We start from the raw sequence: 18,359 nt of genomic DNA, 5'->3' as shown, positions 1-18,359 counted from the left end.
AAGAGGGGGACGGGCCGTCTGTGCGAACGCCCTCCGGGTCAGCCGAGCTTGAGGGCCATCCACATGTCCGGTTCGGCGAGCGGCTCGAACCCCGCCTTCGCGTAGACCCCGTGGGCGTCGTTCGTCGCGAGGAGTATCCGGCGCACTCCCAGCGGCTCCAGGTGGTCACGGACGGCGGTGACGATCCGGGTCCCGAGGCCGCTGCCCCGGGCCTCCCGGTCGACGTACACGTCGCAGAGCCACGCGAAGGAGGCGTGGTCGGTGACCACCCTGGCGTAGGCGGCCTGTTCGCCCGTCACGACGTCGTACGCACCGAAGTTGAGCGAGCCCGCGATGGCACGGTCCTGGTACGCGCGGGTGCGGCCGAGGGCCCAGTACGCGTCCGTGGAGAGCCAGTGGTGGATGCGGGCCGCGTCGAGGCGGGCGGGGTCGCTGGAGATCTCGTGACGCCGCTCGGGCGTGTCGTCGACCGTCATGACGGGGAGGCTACCCCCCGCTCGTCGCAGGCGGCACGCAGCCTGCGCACGCCCTCGGCGATCTCGGCGGGACCGGACACCGCCGCGAAGCTCAGCCTGATGTGTCCGGCGGGGGGTTCGGCGCAGTGGTACGGGCTGCCGGGAGCCACGGCGACGCCGGCCCGCAGGGCGGCGGAGACCAGGGCGGGCTCTCCGGCCACCGGGCCCGGCAACCGGAGCCAGATGCTGCCGCCACCCGACGGCACGTGCGGCAGGGCGAGTTCGGGCAGCTCGCTGCGGACGGCGGCCGTCATCGCGGTGCGGCGCGCGGCGAGTTCGGCTGCCACGGTGCGGAGATGGCGCTCCCAGGAAGGAGAGCCGACGAGTTCGAGCGCGGCCTCCTGGATCGGGCGCGGCACGAAGAAGCTGTCGACGACCTGGATGGCGCGCAGCCGTTCCAGCACGGGGCCGCGGGCGGCCAGGGCGCCGACCCGGAGACTGGGCGAGGTGATCTTGGTGAGCGAGCGCACATGGACGACGACACCGTCCGGGTCGTGCGCCACCAAGGGCTCGGGCAGGGGGCCGGCGTCCGCGTGGACGAGATGGCGGGCGAAGTCGTCCTCGACGACGAAGGCTCCGGCCTCGCGGGCGGCCCGCACGATCCGTTCGCGCCGCTCCGGGGCGAGAACCGCGCCCGTCGGGTTCTGGAAGAGCGGCTGGCAGACGAAGACCCTGGCCCCGGTGGCGCGAAACGCGGCTTCGAGCAGGTCGGGCCGCACCCCGTCGGCGTCCACCGGTACCGGGACCGGCCGCAGCCCGGTGGCGCGGGCGGCGGCCAGCATGCCCGGATAGGTGGGCGATTCGACGAGGACGGGAGCACCGGGCGGGGCGAGCGCCCGCAGCGCGGTGGCCAGGGCGCTCTGCCCTCCGGCGGTGACCAGGACGTCGGCCCCGGTGACGGAGGGACCGATCTCCCGGGCGAACCAGGAGCGCAGTTCGGCCAGCCCGTCGGTGGGCGGCCTGCCCCACGCGCCCGGCCGGCGTCCGGCCCGGGCCAGGGCGTCGGCCAGGGCCCGCTCGGGCTGGAGGCCTGGGTGGAGGTAGCCCCCGTTGAACTCGATCACTCCGGGCGGCGGTGCGGCGAGGGTGACGAGGACCCCCGACGCGTCGACGGTGCGCGGGACGACCTCGGGTCCGCTGTCACCGCTGAGGGACACCTCCTGCCAGGAGGTGTCACCGGGGGCGGGGAGCGCGGCGCGCGCCTCGGCGCGGAAGGCGCCGGAGCCGGGGCGGGTGACGACGAGGCCTTCGGCGGCGAGCTGCGCGATGGCCCGGGAGACGGTCACGGGGCTGACCCTGTAGCGCTCGACGAGGGCCCGGCTGGACGGCAGCTTTCCACCAGGTGAGTAGCGGTTGAGCTCACTCCGAAGGGAACTCACCAGCTCTGCCACACTGCTACGCTCGTGCATGACAGCACAGAATAGCGCTACCGGCCGGACGACGATAGCGGTGGACCCCGGCCCGGCGGTGCGCGACCAGCCCTCGGGCGGTGTCCTGCTCGCCGGACTCGGCGTCGTCGCCTTCTCGCTGACCTTCCCTTCGACGGTGTGGGGCCTCGACAGCTTCGGACCCTGGTCCCTGGTCGCGCTGCGCAGCCTGCTCGCGGCGCTGATCGCGGGGTGCGCCCTGCTCGTGGGCCGGGTCGCACCGCCCGAGCGCCGCCACTGGGCCGGCCTCGCGGTCGTCGCGGGCGGTGTGGTGGTGGGCTTCCCCCTGCTGACCACGCTGGCCCTGCAGACCTCCACGAGCTCGCACGCGGCCGTGGTGGTGGGTCTGCTGCCGCTGACGACCGCCCTCTTCTCGGCGCTGCGCACCGGTTCGCGCCCGCCCCGCGCCTTCTGGGCGGCGGCCCTCGCCGGGGCGGCCGTGGTGATCGTCTTCACGGTCCAGCAGAGCGGCGGGACCCTCTCGGGCGGCGATCTGTACCTCTTCGGCGCGCTGCTGGTCTGCGCGGCCGGCTACACGGAGGGCGGCAGGCTGGCCCGGGTGATGCCCGGCTGGCAGGTGATCGGCTGGGCGCTGATCCTCGCTCTGCCGCTCGCGGCGGCCGGCGCCGCCGCGGCCCTGCCGTTCGAGCCGGTGCACCTCACGGTGCGCGGGGTCGTCGGGCTGGTCTGGGTGGCCGCCGGGTCGACCTTCCTCGGCCTGTACGTCTGGTACCGGGGCATGGCGCAGATCGGCGTCCCCCGGGCCAGCCAGCTCCAGCTGGCACAGCCCTTGCTCACGCTGGTCTGGTCGTTCCTGGCGCTCGGCGAGGAGGTGTCGGCCGCGGCCCCGGTGGCCGCGGTGGCCGTCCTGGTCTGCATCGCCGTCACCCAGCGGGCGGGCCGTGCCGGGGCCCGGCGGACGGGCACTTCCGGGGTCCGCCGGCCGGGCAGCGCGAAGGCCGCCCGGGAGACGGGGCCCGCCGCGCCGAAGGACGGTGAGCGCATCCGGTCATAGACTTGTCCACATGGACCGCCACCCGTGAGGAGGTCACTCCCGATGGAGGCACACGCGGGCGACCGGCTGCTGACGCACGGCAGGACCGTGGGACAGCACGACCGGGTCGCAGAGATCATCGAAGTGCTCGGCGACCAGGGCGGTCCCCCGTACCGCCTGCGCTTCGAGGACGGTCATGAATCGATCAGGTCCCCGGGCCCCGACAGCGTCGTCCAGCACGCCGCCCCCGAGGACCGGAAGCGGTAGAGCGCGCGTGCGCCGGGGGCACGAGTGGTTCCCGGCGCACGCGCGGATCAGGCGCGGCGGCCCGGCTCAGCGGGGGGCGCGGGCCCGCACCTGGTAGTGGTCGGCCACCACTCGGGCCATGGCCCCGACGGGGTCGGCCTTCACGTGCTTCGCGGAGAAGTAGATGTGGCCGCCCACCTCGGGGTACCCGGCGGCGAAGTCGAGGTGCCGCGAGAGTTCGGCCGGGTCCTGCCAGGCGGCCGGCTGGGCGGGGTCGCCCGCCTTGTACAGCGCCTCCCCCACGTAGAGCCCGACGCCCGTGCCCCGGACCGTCTCGGCCCACCAGGGCAGCAGCTTCGCGTAGTCGGCGGCGGGGAGCCCGATGTTCCAGTAGATCTGCGGGCAGATGTAGTCGATCCAGCCCTCCTTCACCCATTTCCGGGTGTCGGCGTAGAGGTCGTCGTACGTCTGCACGCCCGCCGAGGTCGCCGAGCCCAGCGGATCGGTCGAGGCGTTGCGCCACACCCCGAAGGGGCTGATGCCGAACCTGACCCCGCTCCTGACCTCCTTGATGCGCTCGGCGGTCTCCCGCACCAGCTGGTCCGTGTTGTCGCGGCGCCAGGCGGCCCGGTCGGGGAAGTCCCCGCCGTACATCGCGTACGCCTCGTCGTCGGCGAAGACCTGTCCGGCCACCGGGTAGGGGTAGAAGTAGTCGTCCCAGTGCACCGCGTCGATCGCGTAACGGCTCACCGCGTCGAGCATGGCGTCCTGCACGAAGGACCTGACCTCGGGCAGCCCGGGGTTGTAGTAGAGCTTCCCGCCGTAGGGCAGGACCCAGTCCGGGTGCACCCGTGCAGGGTGGGAGGCGACGAGACGCGAGGGGTCCGTGTGGTTGGCGATCCGGTACGGGTTGAACCACGCGTGCAGCTCCAGACCGCGGGCGTGCGCCTCGCTCACCGCCGTCCCCAGCGGGTCCCACCCCGGGTCCTTGCCCTGGACTCCGGTGAGGCACTGGGCCCACGGCTCGTACGGCGACGGCCACAGGGCGTCCGCGGTCGGCCGGACCTGGAGGACGACGGCGTTCAGCCGCAGCTCCACCGCGCGGTCCAGATGGGCGATCAGCTCGGCCCGCTGGACGGCGGCGCTCAGGCCGGGCGCGGACGGCCAGTCGATGTTGGCGACGGTGGCGATCCACATGCCGCGCATCTCCCCCGCCCCGGCCCTGCGGCGCCTGCGAGGGTGCCGGTGCGCCGCGACGGCGTCGCCCGCCGTCATCAGCGCGGCGACCGTCCCGGCCGCGCCCACCACGAATGACCTTCGGCCCATACGACGCATGTGCCCACCTCTCGTTCCGCTGTTCCCGTGTGTCACTCCGCCATTGCGTGACGCAGATCATGCCCGCCCCCGGCCCGCGCGACCCGCAGCTCACCGGAGCCGGATCGCGGAGTAACGTCGTGGGGTCGAGGCGGGCACCGGAATCAAACGGGACTGCCGCACGAAGATCAGCGAAAGGCACGAGGTGACGGACTCTATGGCCGACATTGCACGCGTCGGAGTGGTCGGCTGTGGCCAGATGGGCGCAGGCATCGCGGAGGTGTGCGCCCGCAGCGGCCTCGAGGTCAAGGTGGCGGAGACCACCGGCGAGGCCCTGGAGATAGGGCGTACCCGGCTGCACAACTCGCTCTCGAAGGCGGCCGAGCGCGGCAAGATCACCGAGGAGGAGCGCGACGAGACCCTCGCGCGCCTCAGCTTCACCACCGACCTCGGGGAGTTCGCCGACCGCGATCTCGTGATCGAGGCCGTCGTGGAGAACGAGCAGGTCAAGACCGAGATCTTCCAGGTGCTCGACCAGGTGGTGACCCGGCCGGACGCGATCCTCGCCTCGAACACCTCGTCCATCCCGCTGGTGAAGCTCGCCGTGGCGACCTCCCGGCCGGACCAGGTCATCGGCATCCACTTCTTCAACCCGGCCCCGGTGCAGCGGCTCGTCGAACTGATTCCCGCGCTGACGACGTCCGACGAGACCATAAAGCGTGCCGAAGCCGTCGTGCACGACGTGCTCGACAAGCACGCGATCCGCGCCCAGGACCGGTCCGGCTTCGTCGTCAACGCCCTGCTGATCCCGTACCTCCTCTCGGCGATCCGGATGTTCGAGTCGGGCATCGCCAGCCGCGAGGACATCGACAACGGCATGGAGATGGGCTGCGCCCATCCGATGGGCCCGCTGAAGCTCGCCGACCTGATCGGCCTGGACACCGTGGCCTCGGTCGCCGACTCGATGTACGCCGAGTACAAGGAGCCCCTGTACGCCGCTCCCCCGCTGCTCCAGCGCATGGTCGACGCGGGCCGCCTCGGCCGCAAGACGGGCTCGGGCTTCTACCCGTACGACTGACGGGCCGTCCGTGGGTGCCGGGCCGGGAGCCCGGCCCGGCACCCGGCGCGCCGCTCACGTCCGGGGCCGCTGCCGCCACGCGGATGCGGGACGGCAGCGGCGACGGGTGCTCGGATCACCGGCTCTGGATCCACCAGAGGACCAGGGACACGGCCCCCGCACCGAACGCCGAGGCGGCGCCGCGGAGTGCGTGGACACCCGCCATGCGCACCCACCGTGTCCTGGTGCGCACCTTCCGTTTCGTGCCTGCGGGGTGTCCGTCCTGGGGTAAGCCGCTAAACTGCATGGCTGGAGCTTCCTTTCCTGACCTCATCAGGGGTTGCTTCGCTCAGGGGAGTCCGCGGCCGGATGCTTGCCGGCAAGGCCACGGAGCTCCCCTTTTGCTGTGCCATTGGGTTCAAGACAGTGCCACGCTTTTCGGACAACTCTCACCCATGGCCACATTTTGTCCCGATTTCCAGTGCTTTATCGGGATTCCTCTGCGCGTGCGACGCTCTTGGCATGCACAATGACCTGCCGCATACTCGGCTTGGACGAGTTTGCGGTTTTCTGTGTGCTGCAGAAGGCGGGGGTCGCGGCAGTATGGAGATATCGACCTTACGGTGGCGTAGGAGTTCCTCGTGCGCGAATGGGGCGGACTGCGTCGAGGTTGCCCTTTCCGAAAAGGTCTGGGTGAGGAATTCGAGCTGTCCCGAACACGCCGTTCTTTCCCTGTCGCAAGGGAGCTGGCATGCCTTCGTGAGCTTCGTCAAGGAGTCGTCGGCCATCGACGAGAATGCGTGACGCCGGGCCGGGAGCCCTGTCGACGGCTTTCGTATCTCACCCATCCCGCACGCCTCCCCCTAAGCCACGTTGCCGAACAGGAATTCCGGCGTGAGGTCCTCGGCGACGGTCCTGCTCACGGTCCAGAACGCGTCCAGATAGTCCGACGGGTCATTCCCCATACCCGAATACGAGGACCGCTCACTGAAGAAGACCTGGCCGTCCGGCTTCTCCAGGTAGGCGATCAGGTCCTCGTCCTCGTCCTCGAATTCGAAAAGGACATAGGGGGCGCGGAACTGCGGGTACATCCCGGCCGCGAAGGGGACGACCTTGATCTGGACGTTCTCCAGTTCCTGCACCGCCAGCAGTTTCTCCATCTGCTGCTTCATCGTGCGCTCGCCACCGATCACCCTCCGGACCGCGGCCTCGTCGAGGATGAAGTTGAGGCGGGGCCCCTCCGAGTGCACCAGGCGCTCCTGCCGCTGCAGGCGGAGTTCGAGCTGCTGCTCCGGGTCGGTCGACCCCTGCAGCACGACCTTGGCGTACTCCTCCGTCTGCAGGAGTCCGGGAATGACGGTGCACTGGAAGGCGGAGATCCGGCTCGCCGAGGACTCGTAGCTCAGGTGGCGCATGAACTCCGGCGGCGCGGCGTGACGGTAGGGCGCCCACCACGGTGGACGGCGGGCCGCGCGGGCGAGGGCGGTGATCTCCTGGACCTCGTCCTCACCGGTGATCCGGTAGAGCTCCAGCAGCACGCGGGCGTCCGTGATGGAGAGGCCCACCTTGCCCGTCTCGATGCGGTTGATCTTGGAGGGTGACCACTCCAGCCTCTCCGCCACATCCACGTGCGTGAAGCCTGCAGCCTCCCTCGCCGCCCTCAGACGCTTCCTCAGACGGTGGCCCTGGTATACCGGGTCCTGCCGCTGTTCCTCTGCCGCCACTTCTTCGCCTTCCGTTGACCCACGTCCGACCGACGGCCCGCCGGAACACCGGCAGATCCGTCCCGAAAATCGGAAGCCTAGGCCAATCAGTCGCCTCGCAACTCGTGGTTGAGCAAGAAGGCACCCATCAGTGTGACTCTGGCGTTCAGGTTGCCACCAGATGGCCGACCACCTTCTCGTCGCCTCTCATTCTGCTACCTGGCAACCTGCCGAGTCCACGTTCGAAGAAAGATTTTTGACGGTACGTCAGAGGCGACGGGGACTGCTGTGCCGGAGGTGACTTCTTCGATCCGTCAGCCGTCACTCGTGAGCTGCTGCAGCCCGGGGGGCCCTGCAACGACTTCACCCACTCGGGTCACGCGACTCCCTCCGGCCCGCCCCGGCGCAGGGGCACGCGGGCCGCGGCGCCCCCCTCCGCCCGCGCGGCAGGCGCTCCAGGCCCCCCGGACCGGCAGGACCGCGTACCGCACGGGCAGGAGCCGTCAGTCCAGTCGCATGTGATGGAGCATCAGCAGGGCCGCCGCCATGTTGGCCGCCGGTATCTCACCCCGCGCGATCATGTCCGGCACCAGCTTGAGCGGGACCCACGCGCGGCGCGAGGACTCGAAGTCGTCCGCCGGGTGCCCGGTGTACTCCGCCTCATGGCACCAGTAGAAGTGGTGCCGGGCGTCGATCAGGCCGTTGGCCGGCTCGACGGTCATCAGCGGACGCAGTCCCTCGGGCCGCCACCCCGTCTCCTCCTCCATCTCGCGCGCCGCCGCCACGGCGATGTCCTCGCCGTCCTCGACGACGCCGGCGGCGAGTTCCCAGCCCCAGCTGTCGGTGATGAAGCGGTGCCGCCACAGGAGCAGGACCTCGTTGGCCTCGTTGACCACCGTCGCCGCGGCGACCGCCCGGAGCCTGATGAGGAAGTGGTCCAGGTGCCTTCCGTCAGGGAGTACGACATCCGCCAGATTGACCCGGAACCAGCGATTCTCGTACACGGTCTGTTCGTTTAAGTTCGTCCACTGCACAGTTCTGCCACCTTCCGACTGGTCGATGGCAACATCGGAGCAGGGTCCGCCCCGCAGGGGAACGCGGTGCGGCTCCCGTGCCGAGGCTCACAGGGGCACGCGCAGCGCCCCGTCGATGAGTCCGGCGGCGGCCTCCGCCTCGGCGGAGCCGCTCGCGGCCAGGTGCTCCCGGACCGAGCGCAGCCGGTCGCGGAGCCGCTGGGACTCCATGCCCCGGGTGCGTTCCGCCATCTCCGAGGCGGTGCGGGCCGCCTTGTCGGCGTCTCCCTGGAGCAGTTGGAGATGCGTGAGCATGGCGAGCCGGTGCACCGTGCCGCGATCGTGCGCCGGGGAGCGTACGGCCGCCGCGGCGTGCTCCCGGGCCCCGGCGAGGTCCCCGAGGCTCAGCAGCGCCTCCGCCACCTGGACGTTGACGAGGCCCGGCTGGACGTATCCGGTCTCGTCGGGTTCGTGGACGGCGCGGATGCGGGCGGCCTCGGCCTCGGCGCGGTGGATCGACTCAAGGGCGCCGCGGTGGTCCCCGAGCTGCGCGTAGGCCTTGGCCTGCATCGCGTGGAGGTCGGTGGCCAGCGCCGGGGTGATGTGCGGGCCCGCCGCCCGCAGGGCCGCCTCGGCGAAGGCGACCGACCTGCGGAAGTCGGCCAGGTGGAGCGACTGGTTGACCAGCAGCGCGATCACATAGCCGCCGAGCCCTCGGTCGCCGCTGGCCTTGGCCAGACGCAGGGCCTGGTGGAAATAGCGCTGGGCGAGTCCATGGGCGTCGGAGTCGTAGGCGCAGATTCCGGCGACGGCCACCAGACCGGCGGTCGCGCGATGGAGGCTGCGGCCCGTGGCGTCGCTGTACCCGCCCCGCAGCAGCGGCGCGGTCTCGGCGTTCAGGAATCCGACGATGCGCGACCTGGTCGCGATGCCGCCGGCCTTCCGGTACATCTGCTCGTAGTGGGCGCGGGCGGCGCGGAGCATCGCTATGTCCGCCATGCTCACCCGGCAGGGGCCGGGGCGGGAGACATCGGCGTCCTCGGGAGGGTTCTCCCACTCCCAGACCGGCATCACCGCACGCGTGCCCGTGACGGCGGGCGCGGTGGCCAGATGCGGGCGCTGCTGGTCGTCGGAGCGCCACAGGGCGGTCGCGTGCTCGACGAAGCCGGAGAGCCCCGTGTCGCCCTGCGCGGTGTCCGCCCCCGCGATCCCCATGCCGATGTCGTCGAGCGTGACCGGACGGTCCAGCCGGGCCGCGAGGACTTCGCAGATCAGGTCGGGCACCTGCCCGCGCGGGCGCTGGCCCTTGAGCCAGCGGGCGACCGCCGTGTGCTCGTAGCGCAGGCGGAGCCCGCGGCCACGGCCGGCCTGGTTGACATGACCGGCGAGCCCCGCGCGGGACACGCCCGCCTCGTCGATCAGGGATTCGAGCAGGACGTTGGGCTCCATTGCCCCCCCATGTGCGCGTCGCAATGAGCCTAGTGGAGCACGATTCACACGGGGTGTGAACGGAATGCCCGAACCATCCTGCTGTGCACTCTGCCGCACCGGGGCACCGCTCGGTTGAATAAGTCCCTCGCAAGAGGCGGCCGGGTCGTCGGCTCCCCCTCGTAACAGCTCGACGACCCGCCCCCGCGCCGTTCGTTCTGCCGGCCTGCCCGACACTCCGTGGCAGGGCGGACGGCGCCGGACCGCGCGGCCCACTGCCCCGATGACAGACGGGCCGTGTGCGGTCCCCGGGCCGTCCGGCGAGAACAGAAGGGGCGTATCCGGTGGCCGGATACGCCCCTTCTCACCGCTCGGTGACGGCTACGCTCCGCGCAGCACCGCGCCGGTGCGCTCGGTGGCCAGGGCCACCGCCGTGTCACGGGCCGCGGAGGCCTCCTCGACGGTCAGCGTCCGGTCCGGGGCACGGAACCGCAGCGCGTACGCCAGGGACTTCCGGCCCTCGCCGATCTGCTCACCGGTGAAGACGTCGAACAGCCGCAGCGACTCGAGGAGGTCGCCCGCGCCCTCGCGCAGCGCCTCCTCCACGGCGTCGGCGGGCACGTCCGAGGCGACGACGAGCGCGACGTCCTGGGTCGCCACCGGGAAGGTGGAGATCCGGGGCGCCTGGAGCGCACCGTCCACGGCCCGCTCCAGGACGTCGAGTTCGACCTCCATGGCGCAGGTCCGCTCGGGCAGGTGGAGCTCCTTGACGACGCGCGGGTGCAGTTCGCCCGCGTGTCCGAAGAGGGTCTCCTCGCCGTCGACCGTGACGTACAGCGCGGCACAGCGGCCGGGGTGCCACGGGGCGTGCCGGTCGGCGCGGACGGTCAGCTCGACGCCCGCCTCACCGGCGATCGTGCGGGCCGCCTCGACGGCGTCCGCCCAGGTCGCGGGACGCCCCTTGCCCCACCAGCCGGCCTGCTCGCGGGCGCCCGCGAGGACGACGGCGGCGCGGCGCGGCTGGCGCGGCAGCGCCGCGTCCAGACCGGCGATCTCCTCGTCGGTGGGACGGCGGTCGACGGGCAGCCGGACGGCCTTGGTCTCCTCGCCGGTCGGCCTGAAGACGAGGCCGGTCTCGAAGAGCGCCAGGTCGTGGCTGCCCCGGCCGTCGTTGCGCCGCAGCGCGCCGAGGAGGCCCGGCAGCAGCGTGGTGCGCAGCGCGGGCTCCTCGTCGGAGAGCGGGTTGACGAGGGCGACCGTACGGCGGCGGGCGTCGTCCTTCTCCAGGCCGAGCTGGTCGAGGACGGCGTCGCCGATGAACGGGTAGCTGAGCGCCTCGACGTAACCGGCGCCCGCGAGCGCCCGGCCGACGCGGCGGTGCAGCCGCTGGCGGTCGGTGAGCCCGCGGCCGGACGGCGGGGTCGGCAGCGTGGAGGGGAGGTTCTCGTAGCCCTCCAGCCGGATGACCTCTTCGGCCAGGTCGTTCGGCTCGGCGAGGTCGGGGCGCCAGGACGGCACCGTGACGATCAGCTCGTCCTGCCCGTAGACGTCGCAGCCGACCTGCTGGAGGCGGCGTACGACGGTCTCACGGCCGTACTCCACACCCGCCACCCGGTCGGGGTGGTTCGCGGGCATCGCGATGCTGCGGGGTGCGGACGGGGCGGTGATCTCCGTGACCCCGGCCTCGGCGGTACCGCCCGCGAGGAGGACCAGCAGGTCGACGGTGCGCTGCGCGGCAGCGGATGCGGCCTGCGGGTCGACGCCGCGCTCGAAGCGCTTGGACGCCTCCGAGCTCAGCTTGTGGCGGCGCGCGGTCCGGGCGATCGCGATCGCGTCGAAGTGCGCGGCCTCGATGACGACCTCGGTCGTCCCGGCCTCCTCGGCGTGGTCGGCGATCTCGGTGTCGGCGCCGCCCATGACGCCCGCGAGGCCGATCGGCCCGCGGTCGTCGGTGATGACCAGGTCCTGGGCGTCCAGGACGCGCTTCACGCCGTCGAGCGTGGTGAGCTTCTCGCCCTGCTCGGCACGGCGCACGCCGATCGCGCCCTCGACGCGGGAGCGGTCGTAGGCGTGCAGCGGCTGGCCGAGCTCCAGCATCACGTAGTTCGTGATGTCCACGGCGAGCGAGACGGTGCGCATCCCGGCCTTCTGCAGCCTGCGCTGCATCCAGATCGGGGAGCGCGCCTCGGGCCGCAGGCCGGTGACCGTGCGGGCGGTGAAGTTGCCGCACCCGATCGGGTCGGACACCTTCACCGGGTAGCCGTACGCGTTGGGCGCGGGCACGTCCAGCAGCGCCGGGTCGCGCAGCGGCAGCCCGTACGCGATGGCGGTCTCGCGGGCGACGCCGCGCATCGAGAGGCAGTAGCCGCGGTCCGGCGTGACGGCGATGTCGAGCACCTCGTCGACGAGCTCCAGGAGCTCGATCGCGTCGGTGCCGGGCTCGTACTCCGGCGGCAGCACGATGATGCCGTGCGTGCCGTCGTCGCCCATGCCGAGCTCGTCGGTGGAGCAGATCATGCCGTGCGAGGTCTTGCCGTACGTCTTGCGCGCGGCGATCGCGAAGTCGCCGGGCAGGACGGCGCCCGGGAGGACCACGACGACCTTGTCGCCGACGGCGAAGTTGCGGGCGCCGCAGACGATCTCCTGCGGCTCACCGGTGCCGTTGGCGGAGCCGACGTCGACGGTGCAGAAGCGGATGGGCTTCTTGAAGCCCTCCAGCTCCTCGATGGTGAGCACCTGTCCGACGACCAGGGGGCCCTTGAGGCCGGCTCCGGTCTGCTCGACGGTCTCGACCTCGAGGCCCACGGAGACGAGCTTGGCCTGTACGTCACGGCCGGTCTCCGTCACCGGCAGGTCGACGTATTCCCGCAGCCAGGAAAGCGGGACGCGCATCAGATCTCCATCCCGAACGGCCGGGTGAACCGGACGTCACCCTCGACCATGTCTCGCATGTCCTCTACGTTGTGGCGGAACATGAGCATCCGCTCGATGCCGAACCCGAAGGCGAATCCGCTGTACTTGTCGGGGTCCACACCGCAGGCGACGAGCACCTTCGGGTTGACCATCCCGCAGCCGCCGAGCTCGATCCAGCCCTCGCTGCCGCAGGTGCGGCAGGGGCGGTCCGGGTTGCCGACGGACTCGCCGCGGCAGACGTAGCAGACCATGTCCATCTCGGCGGACGGCTCGGTGAACGGGAAGAAGTTCGGCCGGAGCCGGGTCTTCATGTCCGGGCCGAAGAGCGCCTGGACCATGTGGTCCAGGGTGCCCTTGAGGTCGGCCATGGTGAGGCCCTCGTCGACGGCGAGCAGCTCGATCTGGTGGAAGACCGGGGTGTGCGTGGCGTCGAGCTCGTCGGTGCGGTAGACCCGGCCGGGGCAGACCACGTAGACGGGGGGCTTGCGGCTGAGCAGCGAGCGGGCCTGGACCGGCGAGGTGTGCGTGCGCAGCACGACACCGGACTCGTCGCTCTTCGCACCGTCGGCGCCCTGGACGAAGAAGGTGTCCTGCATCTGCCGCGCCGGGTGGTCGGGCACGAAGTTCAGGGCGTCGAAGTTGAACCACTCCGCCTCGACCTCGGGGCCCTCGGCGATCTCGTAGCCCATGGCGACGAAGACGTCGGCGACGCGCTCCATGATGGTCGTCAGGGGGTGGCGCGCACCGGCCGGGACGCGGTCGTAGGGCAGTGTGACGTCCACCGCCTCCTCGACCAGCACGCGGGCGTCACGCTCGGCCTCCAGCTCGGCCTGGCGGGCGGCCAGCGCCTTGGAGACGGCGCCGCGGGCCTGGCCCACGCGCTTGCCCGCCTCGGCCTTGGCCTGGGGCGGCAGTGCGCCGATCTCCCGGTTGGCGAGCGAGAGGGGCGAGGTGCCACCGGTGTGCGCGGTCTTCGCCTGGGCGAGCGCGTCGAGGTCGCCCGCGGCGGCGAAGGCGGCGAACGCCTCGTCCCGCATGCGCTCGATCTCTTCCGGTTTCAGTGCCTCGACCTCGACTGGGTCGTACGACTTGTTCGGTGCCGACATCTCTTCCCGTGCTTCCGATTGGCTGGAGGCGACCCTGGTTCGACGACTGAGGACGCAAAGGTGCCAAAAGTCGAGTCTACGGGCCGCCGGGGGGCGAAGAAGCCCGTGGGCCGCTCAGGCCAGATAGGCCGGCGCGCTCACGGGCAGGATAAATCGGAATTCGGCCCCGCCGCCGGGCGCCCTCTCGACGGTGATGGTGCCGCCGTGGGCCTCGACGATGCCCTTGACGATGTACAGACCGAGGCCGGTCCCGCCACGTTTGCTGCCCCGCCAGAAGCGGGTGAAGACGCGGCCCATCGACTCCTCTGGGATGCCGGGGCCTTCGTCGCTCACGGTGACAGCCGTTCCGCTCTCGTCGCTCTTCGCCGGTGCGGGTGCAGGGGCGATCTCAATAGTGACGGTTCCCTCGCCGTGGCGCACCGCGTTTTCCAGGAGGTTGCCGAGGACCTGGTCGACCTTGTCCGGGTCCGCCCAGAGCGCGGGCAGCGGCTGCCTGGTGTGCACGAGGAAACGGTCCGGCGCCTGGCCGTTCGCCGTGAGTGCCTGGACGTGGCGTTCGACGGCGGCGGAGATGTCCACGGGCTGGCGGCGCAGCTCCAGCCGGCCGGAGTCGATGCGGGAGATGTCGAGCAGTTCGGCGATGAGCCGGGTGACGCGGTTGGCGTCGGCGTCGACGGTCTCCAGCATCAGCCGCTTCTGGTCGTCGGTGAACCGCTCCCACTTGGCCAGCAGGGTGGCGGTGAAGCCCTTGACCGAGGTCAGCGGGGAGCGCAGCTCGTGGGCGACGGTGGCGATCAGCTCGGCATGGCTGAGTTCGGTGCGTCTGCGGGCCTCGGTGCCGCGCAGCGAGACGACGAGCCGGCGCAGGGGCCCGGTCGGGGTCTCCCGCACGTAGCGCGCGGAGACCAGGACCTCGCGGCCGCCGGGGAGCAGCAGGTTCCGCTCCGGCTGGCCGACCCGGGTGGCGAGGCCGCCGTACGGGTCGGTCAGCTCCCACCAGCGCCGCCCCTTGAGGTCCTCCAGCGGCAGCGCCTGGTGCAGTGGGCTGCCGATCGCGGCGGTGCGGGGGGTGGCGGTGATCCGGGTGGCGGCCCTGTTGAAGCAGATGACCGTGCCGCTCTCGTCGGCGACGACGAGGCCGTCGGGCAGATCGTCCGGGTCGATGCCCATGGGGAGGTCCCCGGTGGCCTGACTCTCGCCCGCCCCGTCGGAGAGGGCGCGCACAGCGGCCGTGCGTGCCGCTCGCGGCCTGCTCATGCCGACAGCCATCTTCCCGTACCCCACCTCTCGAACCGGTGCAGTGGGCCCCCGAGTTCGTCACCCTACTAGGCGTCGGCGGCCGTGCGACACCCTCGGGGCGGGCGTCGGGCGGGGTGTGGCGCGTAACGGCCGGTGGGCCGCGGGGTCAGCCCTCGCGCCGGGGGCGCTGCGCCCGCGCGGAGGCGTAGAGGCACACGGCGGCGGCGGTGGCGAGGTTCAGGCTCTCGGCCTTGCCGTGGATCGGGACCCGGACCACGGCGTCGGCCAGGGCGCGCGTCTCCTCCGGCAGGCCCCACGCCTCGTTGCCGAACACCCAGGCGGTGGGCCCGCCCATGGTGCCCGCGTCGAGTTCGTCGTCGAGGTCGTCCTCGCCCGCGCCGTCGGCCGCCAGGATGCGCACCCCGGCGTCCCTCAGGCCCTGTACGGCCTGCTCCACGGGCACGCCGACGGCCACCGGCAGATGGAAGAGCGAACCCACGGAGGCGCGTACCGACTTGGGGTTGTAGAGATCCACGGAGGCGTCGGTGAGGACGACCGCGTCCGCTCCCGCGGCGTCCGCGCAGCGCAGCACGGTGCCGGCGTTCCCGGGGTCACGTACGTGGGCGAGGACCGCGACCAGGGTGGGCTTCGCCGCGAGGATGTCCTCGAAGGGCGAGTCCAGGAAGCGGCAGACGCCGATCAGGCCCTGAGGGGTGACGGTCTGCGAGACGTCGGCGAGGACCTCGCTGTCCGCGAGGTGCACGCGGGCCCCGGCCGCGTGGGCGGCGTCGACGATGTCGGCGTACCGGTCGGCGGCCTCGACGGTGGCGAAGAGCTCGATCAGGGTGGGCTGGCCGTCGCCGCCCCGGTGCGCGGCGGCCTCCCGCACGGCCTGCGGCCCCTCGGCGATGAACCTGCGCTCCTTGCCGCGGAAATTGCGCCTGGCCAGCCGGCGTGCGGCGGCGACGCGCGGCGATCGCGCGGAGATCAGTTCGGGGGTGCCCATGGTCGGCGGCGAGCCTCTCTGCGTAAGTCGGCTTCTCTGCGTACGTTTCTCTGCGTACGGCTGACTACGTACGCGGACGTCGTGCAACGCACCGGACCCGCAGACGGCGCGCGCCTGCGGGTCCGGCTCAAACGCTGGGACGCTTGAAGTGCTGCCTGGGTCAGGCGGCCTTCGGGGCGTTGACGTCGCTCGGGAGGGCCTTCTGGGCGACCTCGACGAGGGCGGCGAACGCGTTGGCGTCGTTGACCGCGAGCTCGGCCAGGATCTTGCGGTCCACCTCGATGTTGGCGGCCTTCAGACCCTGGATGAGGCGGTTGTACGTCATGCCGTTCTGGCGGGCAGCGGCGTTGATGCGCTGGATCCACAGCTGACGGAAGTCGCCCTTGCGCTTCTTGCGGTCGTTGTAGTTGTAGACCAGGGAGTGGGTGACCTGCTCCTTGGCCTTGCGGTACAGGCGCGAACGCTGACCGCGGTAACCGCTGGCGGCCTCGAGGATCGCCCGGCGCTTCTTGTGGGCGTTGACCGCCCGCTTGACGCGTGCCACTTTTAACTCCTTGCAGCGGGGCCGGGTGGTCGCAGTAGGGACTCACCCCGGCCCGGAAACGAATTGGTCCCGGTCGGATCGAGATCGCGCGCCCCCGGGTTCACCGGAGGCCGGACCTCACTTGCCGAGAAGCTTCTTGATCTTCTTGGCGTCGGCCGGAGCCACGACGACCGTGCCGGTCAGCGAGCGGGTCTTCTTGGACGACTTGTGCTCGAGGTAGTGGCGCTTGCCGGCCTTCTCGCGAAGCACCTTGCCGGAGCCGGTGATCTTGAAGCGCTTGCTGGCACCGCTGTGCGTCTTGTTCTTCGGCATCGCGCCGTTATCTCCTCGTCAGTGGCGCCCCTCTCGGTGCGGGCACCGGACTGCAGGGGCGTCAGATCTTTGGGTGGTTCCCGAGGGACCCGGGGGCGCCTGGGTGGCGGCCCCCGGAGGTCACGCCTCGGAAGGTGTCTCGGCCGGAGCCTCGCCCGCTGCGGCCGGGGCCTCAGCGGTCTCACCCTCGGACTCGGCGTCGGGGGTGTATCCCTGACGCTCCGCCTTGCGGGCGGCCTGGGCCTCGCGGGCTTCGGCCATGGCTTCGGTCTTCTTCTTGTGCGGGCCCAGAACCATGATCATGTTCCGGCCGTCCTGCTTCGGGTTGGACTCGATGAAGCCGAGGTCCTCGACATCCGAAGCGAGACGCTGGAGCAGTCGGAAGCCCAGCTCGGGGCGGGACTGCTCACGACCGCGGAACATGATCGTGATCTTGACCTTGTCCCCCTGCTTGAGGAACCGGACGACGTGACCCTTCTTGGTGTCGTAGTCGTGCGGGTCGATCTTCGGCCGGAGCTTCATTTCCTTGATGACCGTGTGCGCCTGGTTCTTGCGCGCCTCACGGGCCTTCATGGCCGACTCGTACTTGAACTTCCCGTAGTCCATGAGCTTGCACACGGGGGGACGGGCTGTCGCCGCCACCTCGACCAGGTCGAGGTCGTACTCCTGTGCGAGCTCCAGGGCCTTGGCAAGCGGAACAATCCCGACCTGCTCGCCGCTGGGACCGACAAGTCGCACCTCGGGAACGCGAATCCGGTCGTTGATGCGGGGCTCGGCGCTGATGGATCCTCCTCGGTAGCACCACGCGACCGCCTGGCGGACAGCCACGTAACGTCTTTTCGTAAGACCAACCGAGCCGGGATACCAAAAATGCCCCGGACGGGACACAGGCGGGGCTCCAGGAACTACCGGAACACCGCCGCGTCTACCGCGGGGCGCATCGGGCGGCCCCATCGTCCGTACGGAACGATGGCTGCCACCTGACCGGTGACCCGCCGTCCGTGAGGACGGTCAGGTGGGAGATCGGAGCCTCCACTTGTGGGCCGAGCACATAGGTGTCCGGCCGGTCGTTACACAAGGTTAGCAGCTCCCGGGGGCGACGGCTAACCACTGCCCCGCACCGCTCCCGCGGGCGGGACAGCGCCCACGTGGCCTTATCGTGTGGGGCATGAGCGACGCGACCACTCCCAGCACCGAGAACCCCGGCTTCGACGACATGGCCCGCGACATCGCGGAGGTTCCCGCGGTCGAGGTGATCGTGACCGTCGCCGTCAACCTGATGAGCGCGGCGGCCGTGAAGCTCGGGCTGACCGAGGAGGGCGAGCAGCACAAGGACCTCGACGAGGCCCGCAAGCTGGTCGCGGCGCTGGCCGGGCTGCTCGACGCGAGCGCCACGGAGATCAGCACCTTCCACGCCTCCCCGCTGCGCGACGGCCTGAAGTCGCTCCAGCTGGCCTTCCGCGAGGCCTCGCTCGTACCGGACGAGCCCGGCCAGGGCCCCGGCGAGAAGTACACCGGCCCCGTCTACGGCTAGAGGGCGCC

Annotated in this window: 18 protein-coding genes; 5 read left to right on the top strand and 13 right to left on the bottom strand. The window is 71.4% G+C overall.

The features are described 5' to 3' along the window. Positions 1–38: 38 nt before the first annotated feature. Together AMK10_RS29545 and AMK10_RS29540 are read right to left on the bottom strand one after the other, a co-directional pair. Positions 39–476: a GNAT family N-acetyltransferase gene (locus AMK10_RS29545; protein WP_073751498.1), complete on the bottom strand. Its 438-nt coding sequence runs from the start codon at positions 474–476 to the stop codon at positions 39–41. Then, the gene (locus AMK10_RS29540) at positions 473–1,924 is read right to left on the bottom strand and encodes an aminotransferase-like domain-containing protein (protein WP_198959815.1); all 1,452 of its coding nucleotides are present in this window, start codon (positions 1,922–1,924) and stop codon (positions 473–475) included. Before AMK10_RS29540 ends, AMK10_RS29545 begins: the two co-directional genes overlap by 4 nt. Here AMK10_RS29540 and AMK10_RS29535 point away from each other — a divergent pair. Both AMK10_RS29535 and AMK10_RS29530 read left to right on the top strand, forming a co-directional pair. Beyond that, positions 1,923–2,957 carry a DMT family transporter gene (locus AMK10_RS29535; RefSeq protein ID WP_079180913.1) on the top strand — a complete coding sequence of 345 codons (1,035 nt, stop codon included), beginning with the start codon at positions 1,923–1,925 and terminating at the stop codon, positions 2,955–2,957. The two genes, AMK10_RS29540 and AMK10_RS29535, sit on opposite strands and share 2 nt — an antisense overlap. A gap of 42 nt (positions 2,958–2,999) precedes the next feature. Then, complete coding sequence (locus tag AMK10_RS29530) at positions 3,000–3,203, top strand: DUF1918 domain-containing protein (RefSeq protein WP_073751494.1); 204 nt, start codon at positions 3,000–3,002, stop codon at positions 3,201–3,203. Positions 3,204–3,269: 66 nt separating this feature from the next. On the opposite strand, the gene AMK10_RS29525 is transcribed toward AMK10_RS29530, so the two are convergent. After that, a complete protein-coding gene (locus AMK10_RS29525) occupies positions 3,270–4,517 on the bottom strand; it encodes a glycoside hydrolase family 10 protein (RefSeq protein ID WP_073751492.1) in 1,248 nt (415 codons plus the stop codon). Between the two features lie 196 nt (positions 4,518–4,713). Here AMK10_RS29525 and AMK10_RS29520 point away from each other — a divergent pair, with 196 nt between their 5' ends. Together AMK10_RS29520 and AMK10_RS38770 are read left to right on the top strand one after the other, a co-directional pair. Next, complete coding sequence (locus AMK10_RS29520) at positions 4,714–5,574, top strand: 3-hydroxybutyryl-CoA dehydrogenase (RefSeq protein ID WP_073751490.1); 861 nt, start codon at positions 4,714–4,716, stop codon at positions 5,572–5,574. Between the two features lie 348 nt (positions 5,575–5,922). After that, positions 5,923–6,357, top strand: a complete 435-nt coding sequence (locus tag AMK10_RS38770; protein ID WP_079180912.1) for a DUF397 domain-containing protein — start codon at positions 5,923–5,925, stop codon at positions 6,355–6,357. A gap of 59 nt (positions 6,358–6,416) precedes the next feature. Here the strand turns inward: AMK10_RS38770 and AMK10_RS29510 are convergent, their stop codons facing one another. From AMK10_RS29510 to infC, 10 genes are all read right to left on the bottom strand, one after another. Then, a complete protein-coding gene (locus AMK10_RS29510) occupies positions 6,417–7,277 on the bottom strand; it encodes a helix-turn-helix domain-containing protein (protein WP_073751486.1) in 861 nt (286 codons plus the stop codon). A 482-nt stretch (positions 7,278–7,759) separates the two neighbouring features. Further along, positions 7,760–8,290, bottom strand: a complete 531-nt coding sequence (locus AMK10_RS29505) for an NUDIX hydrolase (protein WP_073751485.1) — start codon at positions 8,288–8,290, stop codon at positions 7,760–7,762. A gap of 87 nt (positions 8,291–8,377) precedes the next feature. Next, the gene (locus tag AMK10_RS29500) at positions 8,378–9,718 is read right to left on the bottom strand and encodes a transcriptional regulator (RefSeq protein ID WP_073751484.1); all 1,341 of its coding nucleotides are present in this window, start codon (positions 9,716–9,718) and stop codon (positions 8,378–8,380) included. A 360-nt stretch (positions 9,719–10,078) separates the two neighbouring features. Then, a complete protein-coding gene (gene pheT / locus AMK10_RS29495) occupies positions 10,079–12,589 on the bottom strand; it encodes a phenylalanine--tRNA ligase subunit beta (RefSeq protein WP_073751483.1) in 2,511 nt (836 codons plus the stop codon). Next, the gene (gene pheS, locus AMK10_RS29490; protein WP_073751482.1) at positions 12,589–13,716 is read right to left on the bottom strand and encodes a phenylalanine--tRNA ligase subunit alpha; all 1,128 of its coding nucleotides are present in this window, start codon (positions 13,714–13,716) and stop codon (positions 12,589–12,591) included. Before pheS ends, pheT begins: the two co-directional genes overlap by 1 nt. 114 nt (positions 13,717–13,830) lie before the next feature. Next, positions 13,831–14,985, bottom strand: coding sequence for a sensor histidine kinase (locus tag AMK10_RS29485; RefSeq protein ID WP_073752005.1), 1,155 nt, complete (start codon positions 14,983–14,985; stop codon positions 13,831–13,833). 136 nt (positions 14,986–15,121) lie between these two features. Then, a complete protein-coding gene (locus AMK10_RS29480; protein ID WP_073751481.1) occupies positions 15,122–15,961 on the bottom strand; it encodes a TrmH family RNA methyltransferase in 840 nt (279 codons plus the stop codon). Positions 15,962–16,121: 160 nt separating this feature from the next. After that, positions 16,122–16,505, bottom strand: coding sequence for a 50S ribosomal protein L20 (gene rplT, locus AMK10_RS29475; protein WP_003970214.1), 384 nt, complete (start codon positions 16,503–16,505; stop codon positions 16,122–16,124). A 117-nt stretch (positions 16,506–16,622) separates the two neighbouring features. Further along, positions 16,623–16,817 (bottom strand): 50S ribosomal protein L35, encoded by a 195-nt coding sequence (gene rpmI / locus AMK10_RS29470; protein WP_073751480.1) that lies wholly within the window; start codon positions 16,815–16,817, stop codon positions 16,623–16,625. A 120-nt stretch (positions 16,818–16,937) separates the two neighbouring features. Next, entirely contained in the window at positions 16,938–17,645 is a 708-nt protein-coding gene (infC, locus tag AMK10_RS29465; protein ID WP_073751479.1) for a translation initiation factor IF-3, read from the bottom strand. Between the two features lie 340 nt (positions 17,646–17,985). On the opposite strand from infC, the gene AMK10_RS29460 reads away from it, so the two are divergent. Beyond that, positions 17,986–18,351: a DUF1844 domain-containing protein gene (locus AMK10_RS29460; RefSeq protein ID WP_073751478.1), complete on the top strand. Its 366-nt coding sequence runs from the start codon at positions 17,986–17,988 to the stop codon at positions 18,349–18,351. Positions 18,352–18,359: the final 8 nt, after the last annotated feature.

The sequence above is a fragment of the Streptomyces sp. CB02058 genome (assembly GCF_001905505.1).
Taxonomy (GTDB): Bacteria; Actinomycetota; Actinomycetes; order Streptomycetales; family Streptomycetaceae; genus Streptomyces.
The sequence above is the reverse complement of the archived record's forward strand: the minus strand, read 5'-3'. Positions and strand labels throughout refer to the sequence as shown.

What these genes read in the sequence shown, in the direction of transcription:
- AMK10_RS29545 (WP_073751498.1), bottom strand. Translation starts at nt 476, where the DNA reads ATGACGGTCGACGACACGCCCGAGCGGCGTCACGAGATCTCCAGCGAC.
- AMK10_RS29535 (WP_079180913.1), top strand. Translation starts at nt 1,923, where the DNA reads ATGACAGCACAGAATAGCGCTACCGGCCGGACGACGATAGCGGTGGAC.
- AMK10_RS29540 (WP_198959815.1), bottom strand. Translation starts at nt 1,924, where the DNA reads ATGCACGAGCGTAGCAGTGTGGCAGAGCTGGTGAGTTCCCTTCGGAGT.
- AMK10_RS29530 (WP_073751494.1), top strand. Translation starts at nt 3,000, where the DNA reads ATGGAGGCACACGCGGGCGACCGGCTGCTGACGCACGGCAGGACCGTG.
- AMK10_RS29525 (WP_073751492.1), bottom strand. Translation starts at nt 4,517, where the DNA reads ATGCGTCGTATGGGCCGAAGGTCATTCGTGGTGGGCGCGGCCGGGACG.
- AMK10_RS29520 (WP_073751490.1), top strand. Translation starts at nt 4,714, where the DNA reads ATGGCCGACATTGCACGCGTCGGAGTGGTCGGCTGTGGCCAGATGGGC.
- AMK10_RS38770 (WP_079180912.1), top strand. Translation starts at nt 5,923, where the DNA reads ATGCTTGCCGGCAAGGCCACGGAGCTCCCCTTTTGCTGTGCCATTGGG.
- AMK10_RS29500 (WP_073751484.1), bottom strand. Translation starts at nt 9,718, where the DNA reads ATGGAGCCCAACGTCCTGCTCGAATCCCTGATCGACGAGGCGGGCGTG.
- pheT (WP_073751483.1), bottom strand. Translation starts at nt 12,589, where the DNA reads ATGCGCGTCCCGCTTTCCTGGCTGCGGGAATACGTCGACCTGCCGGTG.
- pheS (WP_073751482.1), bottom strand. Translation starts at nt 13,716, where the DNA reads ATGTCGGCACCGAACAAGTCGTACGACCCAGTCGAGGTCGAGGCACTG.
- AMK10_RS29485 (WP_073752005.1), bottom strand. Translation starts at nt 14,985, where the DNA reads ATGGCTGTCGGCATGAGCAGGCCGCGAGCGGCACGCACGGCCGCTGTG.
- AMK10_RS29480 (WP_073751481.1), bottom strand. Translation starts at nt 15,961, where the DNA reads ATGGGCACCCCCGAACTGATCTCCGCGCGATCGCCGCGCGTCGCCGCC.
- rpmI (WP_073751480.1), bottom strand. Translation starts at nt 16,817, where the DNA reads ATGCCGAAGAACAAGACGCACAGCGGTGCCAGCAAGCGCTTCAAGATC.
- AMK10_RS29460 (WP_073751478.1), top strand. Translation starts at nt 17,986, where the DNA reads ATGAGCGACGCGACCACTCCCAGCACCGAGAACCCCGGCTTCGACGAC.